Source organism: Pseudomonas sp. PvP089 (assembly GCF_017875165.1).
Lineage (GTDB): Bacteria > Pseudomonadota > Gammaproteobacteria > Pseudomonadales > Pseudomonadaceae > Aquipseudomonas > Aquipseudomonas fortuita.
The window spans coordinates 1,501,130-1,517,323 of sequence record NZ_JAGGME010000001.1 but is presented as its reverse complement, the minus strand read 5'-3'; the positions used below and the strand labels follow the sequence as shown (position 1 = coordinate 1,517,323).

Sequence of the window (16,194 nt, the reverse complement as noted above, 5' to 3'; positions counted from 1 at the left end):
GGAAGGCACCCTGAACCGTGACTGAACCCTGGCTGAACACCGGCTGAACGAACTGTCTGCAAGACAAGGAGTAGTAAAGATGCGTGCCCTGCTGGCCCTGACCCTGATGTGCAGCGCCGCCCTCGCCCAGGCGGCAATAGTGACCCGCGAGATCCCCTATCAGGACGCCGAGGGCAAGCGCTTGATCGGCTACTACGCCTATGATGATGCAGTCCAAGGCAAGCGTCCGGGCATCGTCGTGGTGCATGAATGGTGGGGGCTGAATGACTATGCCAAGCGCCGCGCCCGTGACCTCGCGGCCTTGGGTTACAGTGCGCTGGCCATCGACATGTATGGCGATGGCAAGCAGACCGAACATCCGCAGGATGCCCAAGCGTTCATGGCCGAAGCGATGAAAGACCCGGCGGCGGCCGCCAAGCGCTTCGACGCCGGCCTGAAACTGCTGGAACTACAGCCTTACACCGATAAGAGCAGTTTAGGTGCCGTCGGTTACTGCTTCGGCGGCAAGGTGGTGCTCGATGCAGCACGACGCGGCGTGGACAAGCTCGATGCAGTGGTGAGCTTCCACGGTGCACTGGCCACACAGACGCCGGCCCAGGCTGGCAAGGTGAAGGCCTATGTACTGGTCGAGCACGGCGCCGCAGACAGCATGGTCACCCAAGAGCAGGTCAATGCGTTCAAAGCGGAAATGGACGCCGCCAAGGTCAACTACCAGTTCGTCAACATTCCGGGGGCCAAGCATGGCTTCACCAACCCGGATGCCGACCGCTTGAGCCATGGTGAGCATGGCGGACCGGACATAGGCTACAACAAGGCTGCGGACGAGAGCTCTTGGGCGGATATGCAGGCGTTCTTCAAGCAGGTGTTCAAATAAGGATTAGCGCAAACCTCAAGCGCTGCGCAACACCTGTGGGAGCTGGCTTGCCGGCGATGGGCTGCGCAGCAGCCCCCTGCTGTTCCACCTCCCACACCGCCGCTGCGGCTGGCACAATAGCCCCATGAACATTCTCCCCGCCTGCTGCGCCCCGCTCCAGCACCACTGGCCCCTGCCCCGCCCGCTGCCCGGCGCGGTGCTGGTCAGTTGCGCCTTCGACCCTGCCCGCCTGGCACCCGACGACTTCCAGCGCGCCGGGCTCGTGCCCAGCGCCAGCCTGCAGCGCTCGGTGGCCAAGCGCCAGGCTGAGTACCTGGCCGGTCGCGTATGCGCGCGCGCCGCGCTGCAGGGCCTGGACGGTCGCGACTACGTGCCTGGCACCCATGAGGACCGCTCGCCGATCTGGCCGGCGGGTATCCATGGCTCGATCACCCACGGTAAGGGCTGGGCCGCCGCCGTGGTCGCCGCCGAGCGCAGCTGCCAGGGCTTGGGCCTGGATCAGGAGGCCTTGCTGGATGACGAGCGCGCCGAGCGGCTGATGGCCGAAATCCTCACCCCGCCCGAGCTCGAACGCCTGGACCGCCGCCAGCTCGGCCTGACGGTCACCCTGACCTTCTCGCTGAAGGAAAGCCTGTTCAAGACCCTCTACCCGCTGACCCGCCAGCGCTTCTATTTCGAGCATGCCGAAGTGATCGACTGGTCCACCGAAGGCCTGGCTCAGCTGCGCCTGCTCACCGACCTGTCGCCGCAGTGGCGCCATGGCACAGTGTTGCAGGGCCAGTTCTGCCTGCAGGACGGCCACCTGCTCAGCCTGGTCAGCGTCTGACCTTCACAGTGGCGCCTGCTGCCGTGGCCAGTTAAGGCTGAAGCAGGCGCCACCCAGCGCTTCGCTGCGCCCCACCGTCGCACGGCCCGTGTGCCAGTAGATGATTCGCCGCACGATCGACAGGCCCAGGCCGTGCCCACCCGAAGCACGGGCGCGGCTGTCGTCCAGTCGGGTGAACGGGGTGAAGATGCGGTCCCAGAAGCCCTCGGGGATCCCGGGGCCGTCATCTTCGACATCAATACGGCACCGCTGCTGCCCCAACTGGTAGCTCACGCGCACCTCAGACGCCGCATGGCGCATGGCGTTACTGACCAGGTTCTGCAACGCCCGGTGCAAGTAGCGCGGCTCGGCCTCGACCCAGGCGCCTTCGGCATCCGCGCCCTGGCAATCGCCGCGCACTACCCGTACCTCGGCACGCAACGGCGCCAGCTCTTCGACTACCCGCGCGAGCAAGACGTCCAGGTCGACCCGCTGAAACTTCAAGGCCGGCGCGCCTTGCTCCAGGCGGGCGTAGGTCAGCATTTCGTCGACGAGCTTGTCGAGGTCCTGAATATCTCCGTCCATGCCCGCCAGGTGCTTGGCCCGCGCCTGTTCGGTGGCGGCACTTTCGATCATCTCCAGCCCAAAGCGCAGGCGCGCAACGGGCGTGCGCAACTCGTGGGATACCGCCCGCACCAGCTCGCGCTGCATGGTCAGCGAGCGCTGAAGGTGCTCGGCCATACCATTGAAGGCGGCAGCCAGGCGCCCTACCGAGTCGGCGTCACCGGCGGGCACACGGGTGTCCAGGCTGCCTTGGGCGATGCGTGTGGCGGCAATCTCAAGGCCCGACACACGGCGCTCCAACTGGCGTACCAGCAGGTAGACCACCAGACCGATCAGGCACAGGCCGAGAAAGGTAATCAGGACCAGCAACTGCGGCGGATACGGGTTTAGCTGGTACAACGGGCCGATTTCCAGTACCCAGGGCGAGCCCGCCAGCCCAGCAAACACACGAATCGAGTCGCCGTCCTTGCCCAGCGCCATGACCGTGTCGCCCTCCTCTACCCGGCGCCGCTGGTCATCGTCCAGGCTTACCCGTTCGATGCGCTGCAGGGCGACGCCAAAACCGAAGCCCTTTTCCTGCTTGATCTGTGCCAGCCGCTGCTGCTGCTCGGTGATCGGGTAGCGCACCAGTTCATCGGCCAACAGGTACAGCGTGGCCCGCGCCAGTTGCTCGCTTATCTGTTTGATCTGCGCCACCAGCATCAGGTCTTCCTGGCCAACCTTGCGCAGCACTTGCGCCGCATGCGGGCCAGTCTTTTCGACCACCACCAGGCCGCGGTACAGGCGCGCCCGCTGGCCACCGTCGAGGCTGCGCGCCGTCATCGGTTGCAGCGCCAGCGGCACGCCGAGCAGTCGCTCCCAGATCAGCAGCGAGCGCTTGCGTTCGGTTGCATTCTGCTGTGCCAGGTTGTCAGCCATCAGGCTGAAGGTGCCCTGTGCCAGGCCCTCCCGGTGCTGGGCAGCGCGCACTTCATTCACCAGGTGCAGGCTGAGCACGCCGAGCAGGGCAACCAGCACCAGCACAGCCAGCATGCCGCCGTAGATGCGCAAAAAGATCGAGTTGTTCATGGTGCCTCGCCGACAAACAGGTAGCCTTTGCTGCGCAGGGTCTTGATCAGCCGTGGCTGAAGCGGGTCATCGCCGATCTTGGGGCGGATTTTCGAGATACGTATGTCGATGGAGCGGTCCTGGCCGTCGTAACCGACGCCACGCAACGCGGTGAAGATCTGTTCGCGGGTCAGTACCCGCCCGGCGTTGCTGGCCAGCAGCCAGAGCAGGTCGAATTCGGCACCGGTCAGCTCGATCAGCTGGTCACCCAGGCGCGCTTCACGCAGGCGGTTGTCTATACGCAGGGCGCCAAAGGCCAGGCCCTGGCGCTTGCTGTCCACGGCTTCGCTGCGGCGCAGCAGAGCCTGGATACGCGCCAGCAGCAGGCGTGGGCGTACGGGTTTGCAAACGTAGTCGTCGGCCCCAAGGTCCAGGCCTTGGACCTGGTCGAGTTCGTCACTGCGTGCGGTAAGCATGAGAATCGGGCCAGGGTACTGGTTGCGCACCCGGCGGCAGATGCTCAGGCCGTCCTCACCGGGCAGCATGAGGTCGAGGATGACCAGATCGGGCTGGCTGTCGACGATGCGCCGCGCGGCGCGGGCGCCATCGCCCTCCACCACGACCTCGAAGCCGTTGGCCTGCAGGTACTCGGCGGTGAGCTCGGCCAGGCGCTGGTCGTCTTCGACGATGAGGATGCGGGGTACGGGGTGGTCCATGGCTTTGGCCTTGTTGTTCTTGGGATCGTGTAAGGGCAGCTGAGAGTATGGCTGTAGATGGGTGGCGCCTGCGAGACCAAGCGCCGCCCGCTCGCGATGCGCCGCGCGGGCGGCGCTCGATCTCCCAGGCACCCCAGATCTTCAGACATGCAATACCGCCCCCCTGAACTGAACCGTTTTTTGTGACAGGTATCCCGCCCGAAAAAAACTGCCCAAGGGCGTCACCACGCAGAAAAATACTGCAAACCACTTGGCACAAGGCCTACAGCGAATACCCACCATTCACACACAAAGTACGCACAAGTTATCCACAGGCGCTCGCCTTGCAAAGCCCCCAATACCGCATTATCTTGTATCCCGAACGCAGCGAACCACTACATATAGGGTTTCGTGCAAAATCACACACAAAAGTCAACCCGCAAAATCAAGCGATTTTACGAGCTGAACTTCAGGTGATTTCAGCAGCCAAACCGCTCCTGCGGAGGCGACCGAGGCAAGCCCCTCCAGGGCCTTGTTCGGGTATGGGTGTTGCAGGCCAGCCCTGGCATCCATCAGCAACAGTTTTTGGGCCCTGCCCAAAACCTTTGACTTCGGCCAGGGAGCGGCAAGCTATTGCCCCTTATTCCTGAGTCTGTCCCGAAGTCGGTACGCCCGTGCGGGCGGATGCGCATGCATTGCGCATCCCCCGCCGGGTCATCGAGCAAGTGGACGGAACGGTGGGCGCCCAAAAGGCGCCTGAACAATATAGAAACTGTGGAGACACCCACCCATGCAAACCGACACAACTCGCGAGAACCCGCAGGCCAAGGTGCCGCAGGCCGCCGATTCCAACCAGGATCTGGCCGCCACCGCCCCTGGCCAACTGCGCGTGATCAAGCGTAACGGCACTGTCGTCCCTTACACCGACGACAAGATCACCGTTGCCATCACCAAGGCGTTCCTCGCAGTTGAAGGCGGCACCGCCGCCGCTTCGTCGCGCATCCACGACACCGTTGCGCGCCTGACCGAGCAGGTCACCGCCACGTTCAAACGTCGCATGCCATCGGGTGGTACCATCCACATCGAAGAAATCCAGGACCAGGTAGAACTGGCCCTGATGCGCGCCGGCGAGCAGAAAGTCGCCCGCGACTACGTGATCTACCGCGACCAGCGCGCCAAGGAGCGCGCCACCCGCGCCAACACCGACGCCGTGGTCGAGCCGCACCCAAGCATCCGCATTACACTGGCTGACGGTAGCCTGGCGCCGCTCGACATGGCCCGACTGAACACCATCATCAGCGAAGCCTGTGAAGGCCTGGCCGAAGTCGATGGCGACCTGATCCAGCGCGAAACCCTGAAGAACCTGTACGACGGCGTCGCCATCAAGGACGTCAACACCGCCCTGGTGATGACCGCCCGTACCCTGGTCGAGCGCGAGCCGAACTACTCGTTCGTGACCGCCCGTCTGCTGATGGACACCCTGCGTGCCGAAGGCCTGGGCTTCCTCAGCGTTGCCGACAGCGCCACCCACCACGAGATGGCTGACCTGTACGCCAAGGCCCTGCCGGCCTACATCGCCAAAGGTATCGAGTTCGAGCTGCTGAACCCGGCCCTGGCCGACTTCGACCTGGAAAAACTGGGCAAGGCGATCAACCACGAGCGCGACCAGCAGTTCACCTACCTGGGCCTGCAGACCCTGTACGACCGCTACTTCATCCACAAGGATGGCGTACGCTTCGAGCTGCCGCAGGTATTCTTCATGCGCGTGGCCATGGGCCTGGCGCTGGAAGAGAAAGACAAGGAAGCCCGTGCGATCGAGTTCTACAACCTGTTGTCGTCCTTCGACTACATGGCCTCGACCCCGACCTTGTTCAACGCCGGTACCCTGCGCCCGCAGCTGTCCAGCTGCTACCTGACCACCGTGCCGGACGACCTGTCGGGCATCTACCACGCGATCCACGACAACGCCATGCTGTCGAAATTCGCCGGTGGCCTGGGCAACGACTGGACCCCGGTGCGTGCACTGGGCTCCTACATCAAGGGCACCAACGGCAAGTCGCAGGGCGTTGTACCGTTCCTGAAAGTGGTCAACGACACCGCCGTTGCCGTCAACCAGGGTGGCAAGCGCAAGGGCGCCGTGTGTGCCTACCTGGAAACCTGGCACCTGGACATCGAAGAGTTCATCGAGCTGCGCAAGAACACCGGTGATGACCGCCGTCGTACCCACGACATGAACACCGCCAACTGGATCCCTGACCTGTTCATGAAGCGCGTCTTCGATGACGGCAAGTGGACCCTGTTCTCGCCTTCGGAAGTGCCAGACCTGCACGACCTGACCGGCAAGGCCTTCGAAGAGCGCTACGAGTACTACGAAGCCCTGACCGAGTACAACAAGATCAAGGTGTTCAAGACCATCCAGGCCAAAGACCTGTGGCGCAAGATGCTGTCGATGCTGTTCGAGACCGGCCACCCGTGGCTGACCTTCAAGGACCCGTGCAACCTGCGTTCGCCGCAGCAGCACGTGGGCGTGGTCCACAGCTCGAACCTGTGCACCGAGATCACCTTGAACACCAACAAGGACGAGATCGCGGTCTGCAACCTGGGCTCGATCAACCTGCCGAACCACATCGTTGACGGCAAGCTGGACACTGCCAAGCTGCAACGGACCGTGAACACCGCCGTGCGCATGCTCGACAACGTGATCGACATCAACTACTACTCGGTGCCGCAGGCGCGTAACTCGAACCTCAAGCACCGCCCGGTCGGCCTGGGCATCATGGGCTTCCAGGACGCACTGTACCTGCAGCACATCGCCTACGGCTCCGACGCTGCCGTCGAGTTCGCCGACAAGTCGATGGAAGCGGTCAGCTACTACGCGATCCAGGCATCCTGCGACCTGGCCGACGAGCGTGGCGCCTACGAGACCTTCCAGGGTTCGCTGTGGTCCAAAGGCATCCTGCCGCTGGACTCGCAACAGATCCTGATCGAAGCCCGTGGCCAGAAGTACATCGACGTCGACCTGAACGAGACCCTGGACTGGGCGCCGGTGCGTGCCCGCGTGCAAAAAGGTATTCGTAACTCGAACATCATGGCCATCGCGCCAACCGCGACCATCGCCAACATCACCGGCGTGTCGCAGTCGATCGAGCCGACCTACCAGAACCTGTACGTGAAATCGAACCTGTCGGGCGAGTTCACCGTGATCAACCCGTACCTGGTCCGCGACCTGAAGGCCCGCGGCCTGTGGGACTCGGTCATGATCAACGACCTGAAGTACTACGACGGTTCGGTGCAGCAGATCGAGCGTATCCCGCAAGAGCTCAAAGACCTGTACGCCACCGCGTTCGAAGTCGAGACCAAGTGGATTGTCGACGCAGCTTCCCGTCGCCAGAAGTGGATCGATCAGGCTCAGTCGCTGAACCTGTACATCGCTGGCGCCTCGGGCAAGAAGCTGGACGTGACCTACCGCATGGCCTGGTACCGTGGCCTGAAAACCACCTACTACCTTCGTGCCCTGGCTGCAACCAGCACCGAGAAGTCGACCATCAACACCGGCAAGCTCAACGCCGTTTCCAGCGGTGGCGACAGCGCCCCGGTCCAGGCAGCCGGCCCAGCGCCAGTGCCGAAGGCCTGCGCGATCGACGAGCCTGACTGCGAAGCCTGCCAGTAAGGCCTGAATGCCGCGCGGGGTGCCTACGGGCGCCCCGCGCGGCATTTTTGTATCCGCGTCACTGAGAAGCCCTGCCCTTTTCCCGCTGCGTACGCGGTTCGGTAAAAGGACAAGACCTCTCTAAAAAGGACGCAAGCCCATGGCGCGGAAAAAAGTGGCAACTACTCGCAAGATTGGTCGTAATGCTGAAACCGGTCGTTTTACCTCGGTCGAAGAAGCTCGCAAGCAGCCCAAGACACACATTGTCGAAACGCTGCACACCCACCGCAGCTAGTGTTGCCTGACCGGGCCTCATCGCCGGCAAGCCAGCTCCCACAGGTAGTGCATCGCCCTGCAGCCGGGCGCGCTGCCAGTGGGCGCTGGCTTGCCGGCGATGAGGCCGGCACACACAACATAAACCCATAAAACACTATATGGTGTGCCTGTAAATTTAAACTGGCACAAGATATAGGTTGGCGCTACACTCTCCCCCCGTAGAAGAACACAGCCATTTCGTGAACGGACGCACGCAAACCCGGTCGAAAAAGTTACCCTCGCCCGCAAGACATGCGCCCCGATCGAAGGCGAATTCCGGTATACTTTGCGCCCTCTGAAAAGAGCGCCATTCATTGTCCTGGCCCCTCCCCGAGGCCTGGCCAGGTACAAGCCAGAACACATTCAGATGTAAACGAGAGTCAGCCTCTCGAGCTGTCCATTCGCCGTTACGGCCTTGCGTCAGGCATCACATTCTTTAAATCCAACCGGTTGCCCCAGGGCGACCCTCAAGCAGGAGCCAAACCATGCTGAGCTGGGACGAATTCGACAAAGAAGACGGCGAAGTAGCCGCCAAAGGCAACACCCCTGCGCAGGCCGCTGCCGCCGCCACCCTCGACAAGCTCGACAGCGCCGGTGGTGCCGCCGCCCTGGAAGCCCGTGCGGCCACCGCTTCTGACTCCGAAGCCGTCAAACGTGCCAAGGCTGCCCTCGACGCCCTCGACGTTGCCGAAGGCCTGGCCGAGCTGGAAGGCTCCTCGGCCCGCGTTGCCGTAGATGAAAAGCGCATGATCAACTGCCGCGCCGACCTCAACCAGCTGGTACCGTTCAAGTACGACTGGGCCTGGCAGAAGTACCTGGACGGTTGCGCCAACCACTGGATGCCGCAAGAGGTCAACATGACCGCCGACATCGCCCTGTGGAAGAGCCAGGATGGCCTGACCGAAGACGAGCGCCGCATCGTCATGCGTAACCTGGGCTTCTTCTCCACCGCCGACTCGCTGGTTGCCAACAACCTGGCCCTGGCCGTGTACCGCCTGATCACCAACCCGGAGTGCCGCCAGTACATCCTGCGCCAGGCCTTCGAAGAGGCGATCCACACCCACGCCTACCAGTACTGCATCGAGTCGCTGGGCATGGATGAAGGCGAAATCTTCAACATGTACCACGAGATCCCGTCGGTCGCTAAAAAAGCCGCCTGGGGCCTGAAGTACACCCGCGCCATCTCCGACCCGGAATTCAACACCGGCACCGTCGAAACCGACAAAGAGCTGCTGCGCAACCTGATCGCCTACTACTGCGTACTGGAAGGCATCTTCTTCTACTGCGGCTTCACCCAGATCCTGTCCATGGGCCGCCGCAACAAGATGACCGGCGTTGCCGAGCAGTTCCAGTACATCCTGCGTGACGAGTCGATGCACCTGAACTTCGGCATCGACGTGATCAACCAGATCAAGATCGAAAACCCGCACCTGTGGGACGCGGCGATGAAGGAAGAAGCGACCCAGATGATCCTGCAAGGGACCCAGCTGGAGATCGAATACGCCCGTGACACCATGCCACGCGGCGTACTGGGCATGAACGCGGCGATGATGGAGGACTACCTCAAGTTCATCGCCAACCGTCGTTTGACCCAGATTGGCCTGAAGGAAGAGTATCCAGGGACTACCAACCCGTTCCCATGGATGAGCGAGATCATGGACTTGAAGAAAGAGAAGAACTTCTTTGAGACGCGTGTGATTGAGTATCAGACGGGTGGGGCGTTGAGCTGGGACTGATCATCCGGGCTGAGCATCAAGGAGGCTGCCAATTGGCAGCCTTTTTATTGGCACTTCCGAAAACTCGAAAAACACCAGAACTCACTTCACCAGGCGCGCCGCTTAATCCATTTATCCTTGATATACTTTGACGCAAACTCAACCTCAGGAAACATGGTACGAGAGTTTATATTTAACGCATCCAACTGCTTAACAATCGACCACTTCTTGTCAGCCGGCACAATTATTTTCCTAATATTAAACCCAACTGACTTTTCCAGACCCTTGTACTTCAATAAGCCAGCAGCTATAAAAGCACCTGACTGGGCTATTACTCGTCTATTATTTTTAGCAGGGTATACAAAAAAATACTTGAACAAATCCTCAGGCTTAGCCGAGTCTAGAAAGTACGGCTTTTCGATTCTAACAAACTGGGTGAGGCGCTTCATGGCAGCAAGCGCTCTAAAACCCTCTACATCATCTGAGCGCTCATCAAAATCGATAATAGAATTTTTCTCAACCTCAGAGAGCCTAGCTAAATTACAAACCAAACTGATGGAATCACTATCTGAAAATTTCACGCGAACATTTCGAAAATCGAATATTAGGACCACACCATTTTTATCTCGATGCTCCTCTTCGCAGCATGCGAAATACAAGCTTACAAGCGGATTTAGAGAAACATCCAGCAGACGAGTTGGCAGCCCATAGTGCTGAGCGCGTACCAACTTATCAAACATCGCTTTATCACCATTAAACTCTGAAGGCGCCTCCAGCATGAGCTCACTAAACATGGCATATTCTGCGTCGCCCTGAAGCCCACGCATGACTGATGGTTTCAGATCCCAACTAAGATCAGCCTGACCCCGATAACAACGAACCGAGTTCCGATGCTTAGAACCGAGCCCAAAGACCTCATTCAAATAGGAGCTTACATCATTGACCCAGATATCATCGCGCAAATTCACCATCCAACCGTCCTTAACTCACCTATAGAAATCGTTGTAACTTCGTCAATTCCATTGCTGATAGAAAATTCACCTCGAACAGCGAAGCCAAGCAATATCACAAAGCCATCATTGGCGCCAGATCCATCACTCAATTGACTGCTGGGCTTTTTTTCATTAGCTTCCAATCATGCGCTTAAGAACGCACACGCAGCGGAATTCCGTTCCCGTTAGCAACGGCTCTCCAATTCAGGATGGCCAAACATGGACAGTCTCAAGACACCTACACTCTTCACCCGCCACAACCGCCCTCTCCACACCCTCTGGCTCGAATCCCAAGCCTGGTTCTGCGCTCACGAACTCGGCCGGCTGAGCGGGCACTTCTTCGACGAACACTGCATGCGTAAGCTCGACCCGGACCAGTATCGCAGTGTGCAACTGCTCCGCTATGGCAAGTACCAGGAGACCACCATGGTCAGCGAGTCCGGGGCCTATACCTTGCTGGCGCATCACCATGTGCCGGAGAACCGTCATTTGCGCCGGTGGCTGACACATGAGGTGGTGGCGGTACTGCGTGATGCTCAGGCTGAAGGGGTGGACGATGGGCCGCGGCTGGGGCATATGTGCTGGCCTGGTGGACGAAGCGCGACGTTGTTGTATTGGCAGAGTGAGCCTTGGGTGAGGATGCGGGATATGCCGGTGGTGCTGGCCGGGGAAGTGGAGCTACCGGGGCCGCTGGAGAAGCGCAAATTGAGTTGGCGGGAGTGTGCGCAGCGGGCGCTGCGGATGCATGGGGTTTAGCGAGCAATTTTGCCTGTGCAGGCCTCTTCGCGGGTGAACCCGCTCCCACAGAGACCGCGGTTTGCTGAAGTTACTTGGCAAGCCGGTCCAGCCGACTTGGCCATGAGCAATCTGGGCTGACGGGGGACGTGTGGGAGCAGGTTCATCGAGGCGTGGAACCGCCGCGAACACCGGCGAAGCCGGTGCCATACACCGAGTCGGATTCTTCGCGGGCATGCCCGCTCCCACAGAAGTAGAGCTCTAGCTTTGAGGCGGTGATTTACCTTGAGATTGCGATCTGGGCCCGCCAAATCCTTGAAGCCTACTCAAGTCGCTCAGCAGCCTTTTTGTAAGCTTGGTCTCTTTCACGGCGATCGACAGCGACGACAAAAACCACGACCTCTTGGTCAATGACTCTTGGTCAATGACCTGATAGACCAGCCTAAACCCGCTGCTGCGAAGCTTTATCTTGTAGCAATCCGGCAGCGAGTGAAGGCGGTTTGCCTCGATTCGAGGGTTCAGCAGGACCTCTGCCAGTTTCTTCTTGAACTGCTGACGCACGGTATCGCCCAGCTTCTTCCACTCTTTCAATGCGCGGGCATCGAAGTCGAGGCTATAGGTCATCCAGCTGGACCCTCACGCGCTGCGCAGAAGCAAGCCGCTCTTGTACGGTAGCAATGAGGTCTTCATCTTCCTCGGTCATCAGGACTGGCCTGAAGGGTAGCTTGCCCCGCTCAGCGACATATTGCAGAGCCTGTCGCATGAGTTCGGAGGGGGTTACACCGAGGCGCTCGAGCTCTTTGTAGGCGCGGGCTTTGAGATCATCGTCGACGCGGATGTTGATGGAAGCCATGACTTGGCCCTCATGTAAAGACGATTGTCATTACAATGCACTGATCTTGGTGATTCTGCAATGGTGGATTGTTTGCCGGGGCCGCTGTGCGGCCCTTTCGCGACACAAGGCCGCTCCTACAGGGAATCGCGTAGCAGGGGAGATTTGCCAAGGTAGCTGGCGGCCATGGCGCCAGGGAGCGCTCGATATCAGTCGGGGAGCATTGCGAAAAAGGAAGAGGCCCCGCCCACGCCGACAGGAGGGGTTCGGCACCAACGAGGATGCCGGGACTGGACATGCCAGTCTACGTGGGCGAGGGCGAGGCCAGATCTGAAGATAGCGCGGGCTAACGGCAGGGTCCACAGCCAATCGGATTTGATTTGTAAACCATATCCCGCGTACGGCGCGGGGAACGCAGCAACCAGGACCCTACCTGCTCAGCTATCAGCCGTTGACAGCTCACCTCTCACTTGCTAATAATCGCCCACAGTTGTACGACAACACATAACAAAAACAACAATCAGTGGACGATCCCATGTCGACACCCATCCCGCTCTACCCACGTCTGTTGCACAGCCCTCTTCGCCCGGCCAGCTCGCGTACACCTGCCGGTACGTAGCGCCCGGTTACTGCGCATTCACCCCTGGCCCTGACCGGCCCGTTAACTACCCGCCCCTGCCGCAGGCCGCTTGCGCGTGCCCGGTGGACGGGCTGCCACACCCTTCGGGAGCACAACAATAATGAAAATCTGCCACACCCTGCCCTTCGCCCTGCTTGGCGCCGGGGTCATCGCCGGCCTGCCGGGCACCAGCCTGGCCGCGGGCTTTGTCGAGGACAGCAAGGCCACCCTCGGGCTGCGCAACTTCTACATCAACCGCAACTTCACCAACCCCAGCAACCCGCAGAGCAAGGCCGAGGAGTGGACGCAAAGCTTCATTCTCGATGCCCGTTCGGGGTTCACCGAGGGCCCGATCGGGTTTGGCGTGGATGTGCTGGGGCTGTGGTCGGTCAAGCTCGATGGCGGTGGCGGCACCTACGGCACGGCGTTGCTGCCGCGCCATGACGATGGCAAGCCAGCAGACGACTACGGGCGCCTGGCGGTGGCGGGCAAGGCGCGTATTTCCAAGACCGAGCTGAAGATCGGTGAGTGGATGCCGGTGCTGCCGATTCTACGCTCGGACGACGGTCGCTCGTTGCCGCAGACCTTCCGTGGCGGGCAGGTGACCTCCAATGAAATCGCAGGGCTGACCCTGTACGGCGGCCAGTTCCGCGGCAACAGCCCGCGCAACGACGCCAGTATGGAAGACATGAGCTACGGCGGCGGCGTATCAGACCGTTTCAACTTCGTCGGTGGCGAGTACAAGTTCAACCAGGACCGCACGCTGGTGGGGCTGTGGAATGCGGTGCTCAAGGACGTGTACCAGCAGCAATACCTGCAACTGAGCCACAGCCAGCCGGTAGGTGACTGGACCCTGGGTGCGAACCTGGGTTACTTCCATGGCGACGAGGACGGCTCCGAGCGCGCCGGGCAGCTGGACAACAAGACCTACTCGGGGATGTTCTCGGCCAAGTACGGCGGCAGCACGTTCTGGGTGGGGCTGCAGAAAGTCGATGGTGATACCTGGATGCGGGTAAACGGCACCAGCGGTGGGACCTTGGCCAACGACAGTTACAACTCCAGCTTCGACAATGCCAACGAGCGCTCGTGGCAGGTGCGTCATGACTTCAACTTTGTGACCGTCGGAGTACCGGGGTTGACCCTGATGAACCGCTACATCAGCGGGCGCGACGTGCATAGCGGGGGCGTGACCGATGGCAAGGAGTGGGTGCGTGAGACCGAACTGGCGTACGTGATCCAGAGCGGAGCGTTCAAGGACTTGAGCGTGAAATGGCGAAATTCGTCGATTCGGCGGGATTACAGCAATAACGAGTTCGATGAGAACCGGCTGATCTTCAACTACCCGCTGTCGCTCTTGTAACCGAGAAGACCGGCACTGATTGAAATTGGGGCCGCTTTGCCCCTATCGCCGACAAGCCAGCTCCCACCAGGCCGCAGTAATTTCCAGCCAAGTGGAGTAGCTGTGGGAGCTGGCTTGCCGGCGATAGGGGCCTGACAGGCCATAAAGAGACGCAGGCCTCATTGACAACACCCGAACCCACCGCCAATAATCAGCAAAGTCATACGACAACCTACAACAATTAACAACAAGAGCCGGCCATGACCACTACCCCCCTCAATCGCCTGCTGCTCACCGGAGCCGCAGGCGGCCTGGGCAAGGTCCTTCGCGAACGCCTGCAAGGCTACGCCGAGGTCCTGCGCCTTTCCGACATCAGCGCCATGGCCCCCGCTGCGGGCCCGCATGAAGAAGTCATCACCTGTGACCTTGCCGACAAGGCTGCGGTACATGCCTTGGTCGAAGGCGTGGATGCCATCATCCACTTCGGCGGCGTGTCCACCGAACATTCCTTCGAAGACATTCTCGGCCCCAACATCTGCGGCGTGTTCCACGTCTACGAGGCGGCGCGCAAGCACGGGGTAAAGCGCATCATTTTCGCCAGCTCCAACCACACCATCGGCTTCTACCGCCAGGATGAGCGTATCGACGCCCACTCCCCGCGTCGCCCCGACAGTTACTACGGGCTGTCCAAGTGCTACGGCGAGGATGTCGCCAGTTTCTACTTCGACCGCTACGGCATCGAGACTGTCAGCATTCGCATAGGCTCGTCGTTCCCGCAGCCCCAGAACCCACGCATGCTCTGCACGTGGCTGAGCTATGACGACCTGGTGCAGCTGATCGAGCGCGGGCTTTTCACCCCCAACGTTGGCCACACCATCGTCTACGGCGCTTCCGACAACCGCACCGTGTGGTGGGACAACCGCCATGCCGAGCACCTTGGCTATGTGCCCAAGGACAGCTCCGAGCCCTTCCGCGCCGCAGTAGAAGCCCAGCCGGCGCCCGCCGCAGATGACCCGAGCATGGTCTACCAGGGCGGCGCTTTCGCCGTCGCCGGCCCGTTCGACTGACCCACGCACGCCAGGAGGCACGGCCATGAACTGTGAATTGATCGTTGACGCCCGTAACAGCACAGGCGAAAGCCCCGTGTGGGACCCAGGCGAGCAGGCCCTGTACTGGGTCGACATTCCCGCCCGCCAGCTGCACTGCTGGCAAGCGGCCGATGGCAGACACCAGGTCTGGCAGGGTGACGAGATGCTGGCCTGCATCGCCCGCAGCGGCCAGGGTTGGGTCGCCGGCATGGAAAGCGGCATCTTCCAGCTCCAGGCCAAGCCCGACGGCAGCCTTGATAGCCGCCTGCTCAGCAGCGTGCCGCACGCCCAGGCCGGCATGCGCTTCAACGATGGCCGCTGCGACCGCCAAGGCCGCTTCTGGGCCGGCACCATGCTGCTGGATATGCAGCAAGGTGCCCATGTGGGTGCGCTGTACCGCCATGATGGTGAAGGCCAGCTGCACCTGCACCAAGACGGCATGATCGTGCCCAACGGCCTGGCTTTCAGCCCCGACGGCACGCGCATGTACCTGTCCGACTCGCACCCAAACGTGCAGAAGGTCTGGGCTTTCGACTACGACATCGACAGCGGCACGCCGCACAACAAGCGGCTGTTCGTCGACATGCGCGGCTACCCAGGGCGCCCCGATGGCGCGGCCATCGACCAGGACGGCTGCTACTGGATCTGCGGCAACGATGCTGGGCAGATCCACCGCTTCACCCCAGACGGGCGCCTCGACCGCTCGCTGAGCGTACCGGTGAAAAAGCCGGCAATGTGCGCCTTTGGGGGCGCCAACTTCGACACCCTGTACGTCACGTCCATCCGCCCAGCAGGCACAGACCTCAGCGACCAGCCCCTCGCTGGCGGGGTATTTGCCCTCAACCCTGGCACCAAGGGCCTGGAGGAACCTGCCTACCGGGGCTGACGCCCCTTGCCGCACCCACACTTGCACACACGAAACCGG

13 protein-coding genes and 1 pseudogene are annotated in these 16,194 nt (G+C 61.1%); 9 read left to right on the top strand and 5 right to left on the bottom strand.

Going from position 1 to position 16,194, the window contains the following annotated elements; genetic code table 11:
- The first annotated feature begins 79 nt into the window (after nucleotides 1–79).
- Together J3A71_RS06915 and J3A71_RS06910 are read left to right on the top strand one after the other, a co-directional pair.
- Nucleotides 80–874: a dienelactone hydrolase family protein gene (locus tag J3A71_RS06915; protein WP_016488682.1), complete on the top strand. Its 795-nt coding sequence runs from the start codon at nucleotides 80–82 to the stop codon at nucleotides 872–874.
- A 124-nt stretch (nucleotides 875–998) separates the two neighbouring features.
- Nucleotides 999–1,700 (top strand): 4'-phosphopantetheinyl transferase superfamily protein, encoded by a 702-nt coding sequence (locus tag J3A71_RS06910; protein WP_016488683.1) that lies wholly within the window; start codon nucleotides 999–1,001, stop codon nucleotides 1,698–1,700.
- Nucleotides 1,701–1,703: 3 nt separating this feature from the next.
- Here the strand turns inward: J3A71_RS06910 and J3A71_RS06905 are convergent, their stop codons facing one another.
- Together J3A71_RS06905 and J3A71_RS06900 are read right to left on the bottom strand one after the other, a co-directional pair.
- Nucleotides 1,704–3,311, bottom strand: a complete 1,608-nt coding sequence (locus J3A71_RS06905; RefSeq protein ID WP_096426671.1) for an ATP-binding protein — start codon at nucleotides 3,309–3,311, stop codon at nucleotides 1,704–1,706.
- The gene (locus J3A71_RS06900; RefSeq protein WP_096426672.1) at nucleotides 3,308–4,006 is read right to left on the bottom strand and encodes a response regulator transcription factor; all 699 of its coding nucleotides are present in this window, start codon (nucleotides 4,004–4,006) and stop codon (nucleotides 3,308–3,310) included. The genes J3A71_RS06905 and J3A71_RS06900 overlap by 4 nt, the downstream gene beginning before the upstream one ends.
- A 769-nt stretch (nucleotides 4,007–4,775) precedes the next feature.
- Here J3A71_RS06900 and J3A71_RS06895 point away from each other — a divergent pair.
- From J3A71_RS06895 to J3A71_RS06890, 3 genes are all read left to right on the top strand, one after another.
- Nucleotides 4,776–7,655, top strand: a complete 2,880-nt coding sequence (locus tag J3A71_RS06895) for a ribonucleoside-diphosphate reductase subunit alpha (RefSeq protein ID WP_016488686.1) — start codon at nucleotides 4,776–4,778, stop codon at nucleotides 7,653–7,655.
- 139 nt (nucleotides 7,656–7,794) lie between these two features.
- Nucleotides 7,795–7,929, top strand: a complete 135-nt coding sequence (locus tag J3A71_RS31660) for a hypothetical protein (protein ID WP_023048542.1) — start codon at nucleotides 7,795–7,797, stop codon at nucleotides 7,927–7,929.
- A gap of 505 nt (nucleotides 7,930–8,434) precedes the next feature.
- On the top strand, nucleotides 8,435–9,685 hold the full coding sequence (locus J3A71_RS06890; protein ID WP_003254823.1) for a ribonucleotide-diphosphate reductase subunit beta: 1,251 nt from the start codon (nucleotides 8,435–8,437) through the stop codon (nucleotides 9,683–9,685).
- An 86-nt stretch (nucleotides 9,686–9,771) separates the two neighbouring features.
- Here J3A71_RS06890 and J3A71_RS06885 read toward each other — a convergent pair whose 3' ends face one another.
- Nucleotides 9,772–10,635, bottom strand: coding sequence for an FRG domain-containing protein (locus J3A71_RS06885; RefSeq protein WP_096426673.1), 864 nt, complete (start codon nucleotides 10,633–10,635; stop codon nucleotides 9,772–9,774).
- A 240-nt stretch (nucleotides 10,636–10,875) separates the two neighbouring features.
- Here J3A71_RS06885 and J3A71_RS06880 point away from each other — a divergent pair, with 240 nt between their 5' ends.
- Entirely contained in the window at nucleotides 10,876–11,412 is a 537-nt protein-coding gene (locus tag J3A71_RS06880; RefSeq protein ID WP_096426674.1) for a Bro-N domain-containing protein, read from the top strand.
- Between the two features lie 301 nt (nucleotides 11,413–11,713).
- On the opposite strand, the pseudogene J3A71_RS06875 reads toward J3A71_RS06880, so the two are convergent.
- Both J3A71_RS06875 and J3A71_RS06870 read right to left on the bottom strand, forming a co-directional pair.
- Nucleotides 11,714–12,015, bottom strand: a pseudogene (locus J3A71_RS06875) (type II toxin-antitoxin system RelE/ParE family toxin).
- Complete coding sequence (locus J3A71_RS06870) at nucleotides 12,005–12,244, bottom strand: type II toxin-antitoxin system RelB/DinJ family antitoxin (RefSeq protein ID WP_023047837.1); 240 nt, start codon at nucleotides 12,242–12,244, stop codon at nucleotides 12,005–12,007. The pseudogene J3A71_RS06875 and the gene J3A71_RS06870 overlap by 11 nt, the downstream one beginning before the upstream one ends.
- A 719-nt stretch (nucleotides 12,245–12,963) precedes the next feature.
- Here J3A71_RS06870 and J3A71_RS06865 point away from each other — a divergent pair.
- The 3 genes from J3A71_RS06865 to J3A71_RS06855 all read left to right on the top strand — a co-directional run bounded on the left by J3A71_RS06865 (nucleotide 12,964) and on the right by J3A71_RS06855 (nucleotide 16,155).
- Nucleotides 12,964–14,202, top strand: coding sequence for an OprD family porin (locus J3A71_RS06865; protein WP_004577198.1), 1,239 nt, complete (start codon nucleotides 12,964–12,966; stop codon nucleotides 14,200–14,202).
- Nucleotides 14,203–14,441: 239 nt separating this feature from the next.
- A complete protein-coding gene (locus J3A71_RS06860) occupies nucleotides 14,442–15,248 on the top strand; it encodes an NAD(P)-dependent oxidoreductase (protein WP_023047838.1) in 807 nt (268 codons plus the stop codon).
- A 25-nt stretch (nucleotides 15,249–15,273) separates the two neighbouring features.
- Nucleotides 15,274–16,155, top strand: a complete 882-nt coding sequence (locus J3A71_RS06855) for an SMP-30/gluconolactonase/LRE family protein (RefSeq protein WP_096426675.1) — start codon at nucleotides 15,274–15,276, stop codon at nucleotides 16,153–16,155.
- Nucleotides 16,156–16,194 lie beyond the last annotated feature (39 nt).

Coding starts and splice junctions, on each gene's coding strand:
- J3A71_RS06915 (WP_016488682.1), top strand. CDS start 80: ATGCGTGCCCTGCTGGCCCTGACCCTGATGTGCAGCGCCGCCCTCGCC.
- J3A71_RS06910 (WP_016488683.1), top strand. CDS start 999: ATGAACATTCTCCCCGCCTGCTGCGCCCCGCTCCAGCACCACTGGCCC.
- J3A71_RS06905 (WP_096426671.1), bottom strand. CDS start 3,311: ATGAACAACTCGATCTTTTTGCGCATCTACGGCGGCATGCTGGCTGTG.
- J3A71_RS06900 (WP_096426672.1), bottom strand. CDS start 4,006: ATGGACCACCCCGTACCCCGCATCCTCATCGTCGAAGACGACCAGCGC.
- J3A71_RS06895 (WP_016488686.1), top strand. CDS start 4,776: ATGCAAACCGACACAACTCGCGAGAACCCGCAGGCCAAGGTGCCGCAG.
- J3A71_RS31660 (WP_023048542.1), top strand. CDS start 7,795: ATGGCGCGGAAAAAAGTGGCAACTACTCGCAAGATTGGTCGTAATGCT.
- J3A71_RS06890 (WP_003254823.1), top strand. CDS start 8,435: ATGCTGAGCTGGGACGAATTCGACAAAGAAGACGGCGAAGTAGCCGCC.
- J3A71_RS06885 (WP_096426673.1), bottom strand. CDS start 10,635: ATGGTGAATTTGCGCGATGATATCTGGGTCAATGATGTAAGCTCCTAT.
- J3A71_RS06880 (WP_096426674.1), top strand. CDS start 10,876: ATGGACAGTCTCAAGACACCTACACTCTTCACCCGCCACAACCGCCCT.
- J3A71_RS06870 (WP_023047837.1), bottom strand. CDS start 12,244: ATGGCTTCCATCAACATCCGCGTCGACGATGATCTCAAAGCCCGCGCC.
- J3A71_RS06865 (WP_004577198.1), top strand. CDS start 12,964: ATGAAAATCTGCCACACCCTGCCCTTCGCCCTGCTTGGCGCCGGGGTC.
- J3A71_RS06860 (WP_023047838.1), top strand. CDS start 14,442: ATGACCACTACCCCCCTCAATCGCCTGCTGCTCACCGGAGCCGCAGGC.
- J3A71_RS06855 (WP_096426675.1), top strand. CDS start 15,274: ATGAACTGTGAATTGATCGTTGACGCCCGTAACAGCACAGGCGAAAGC.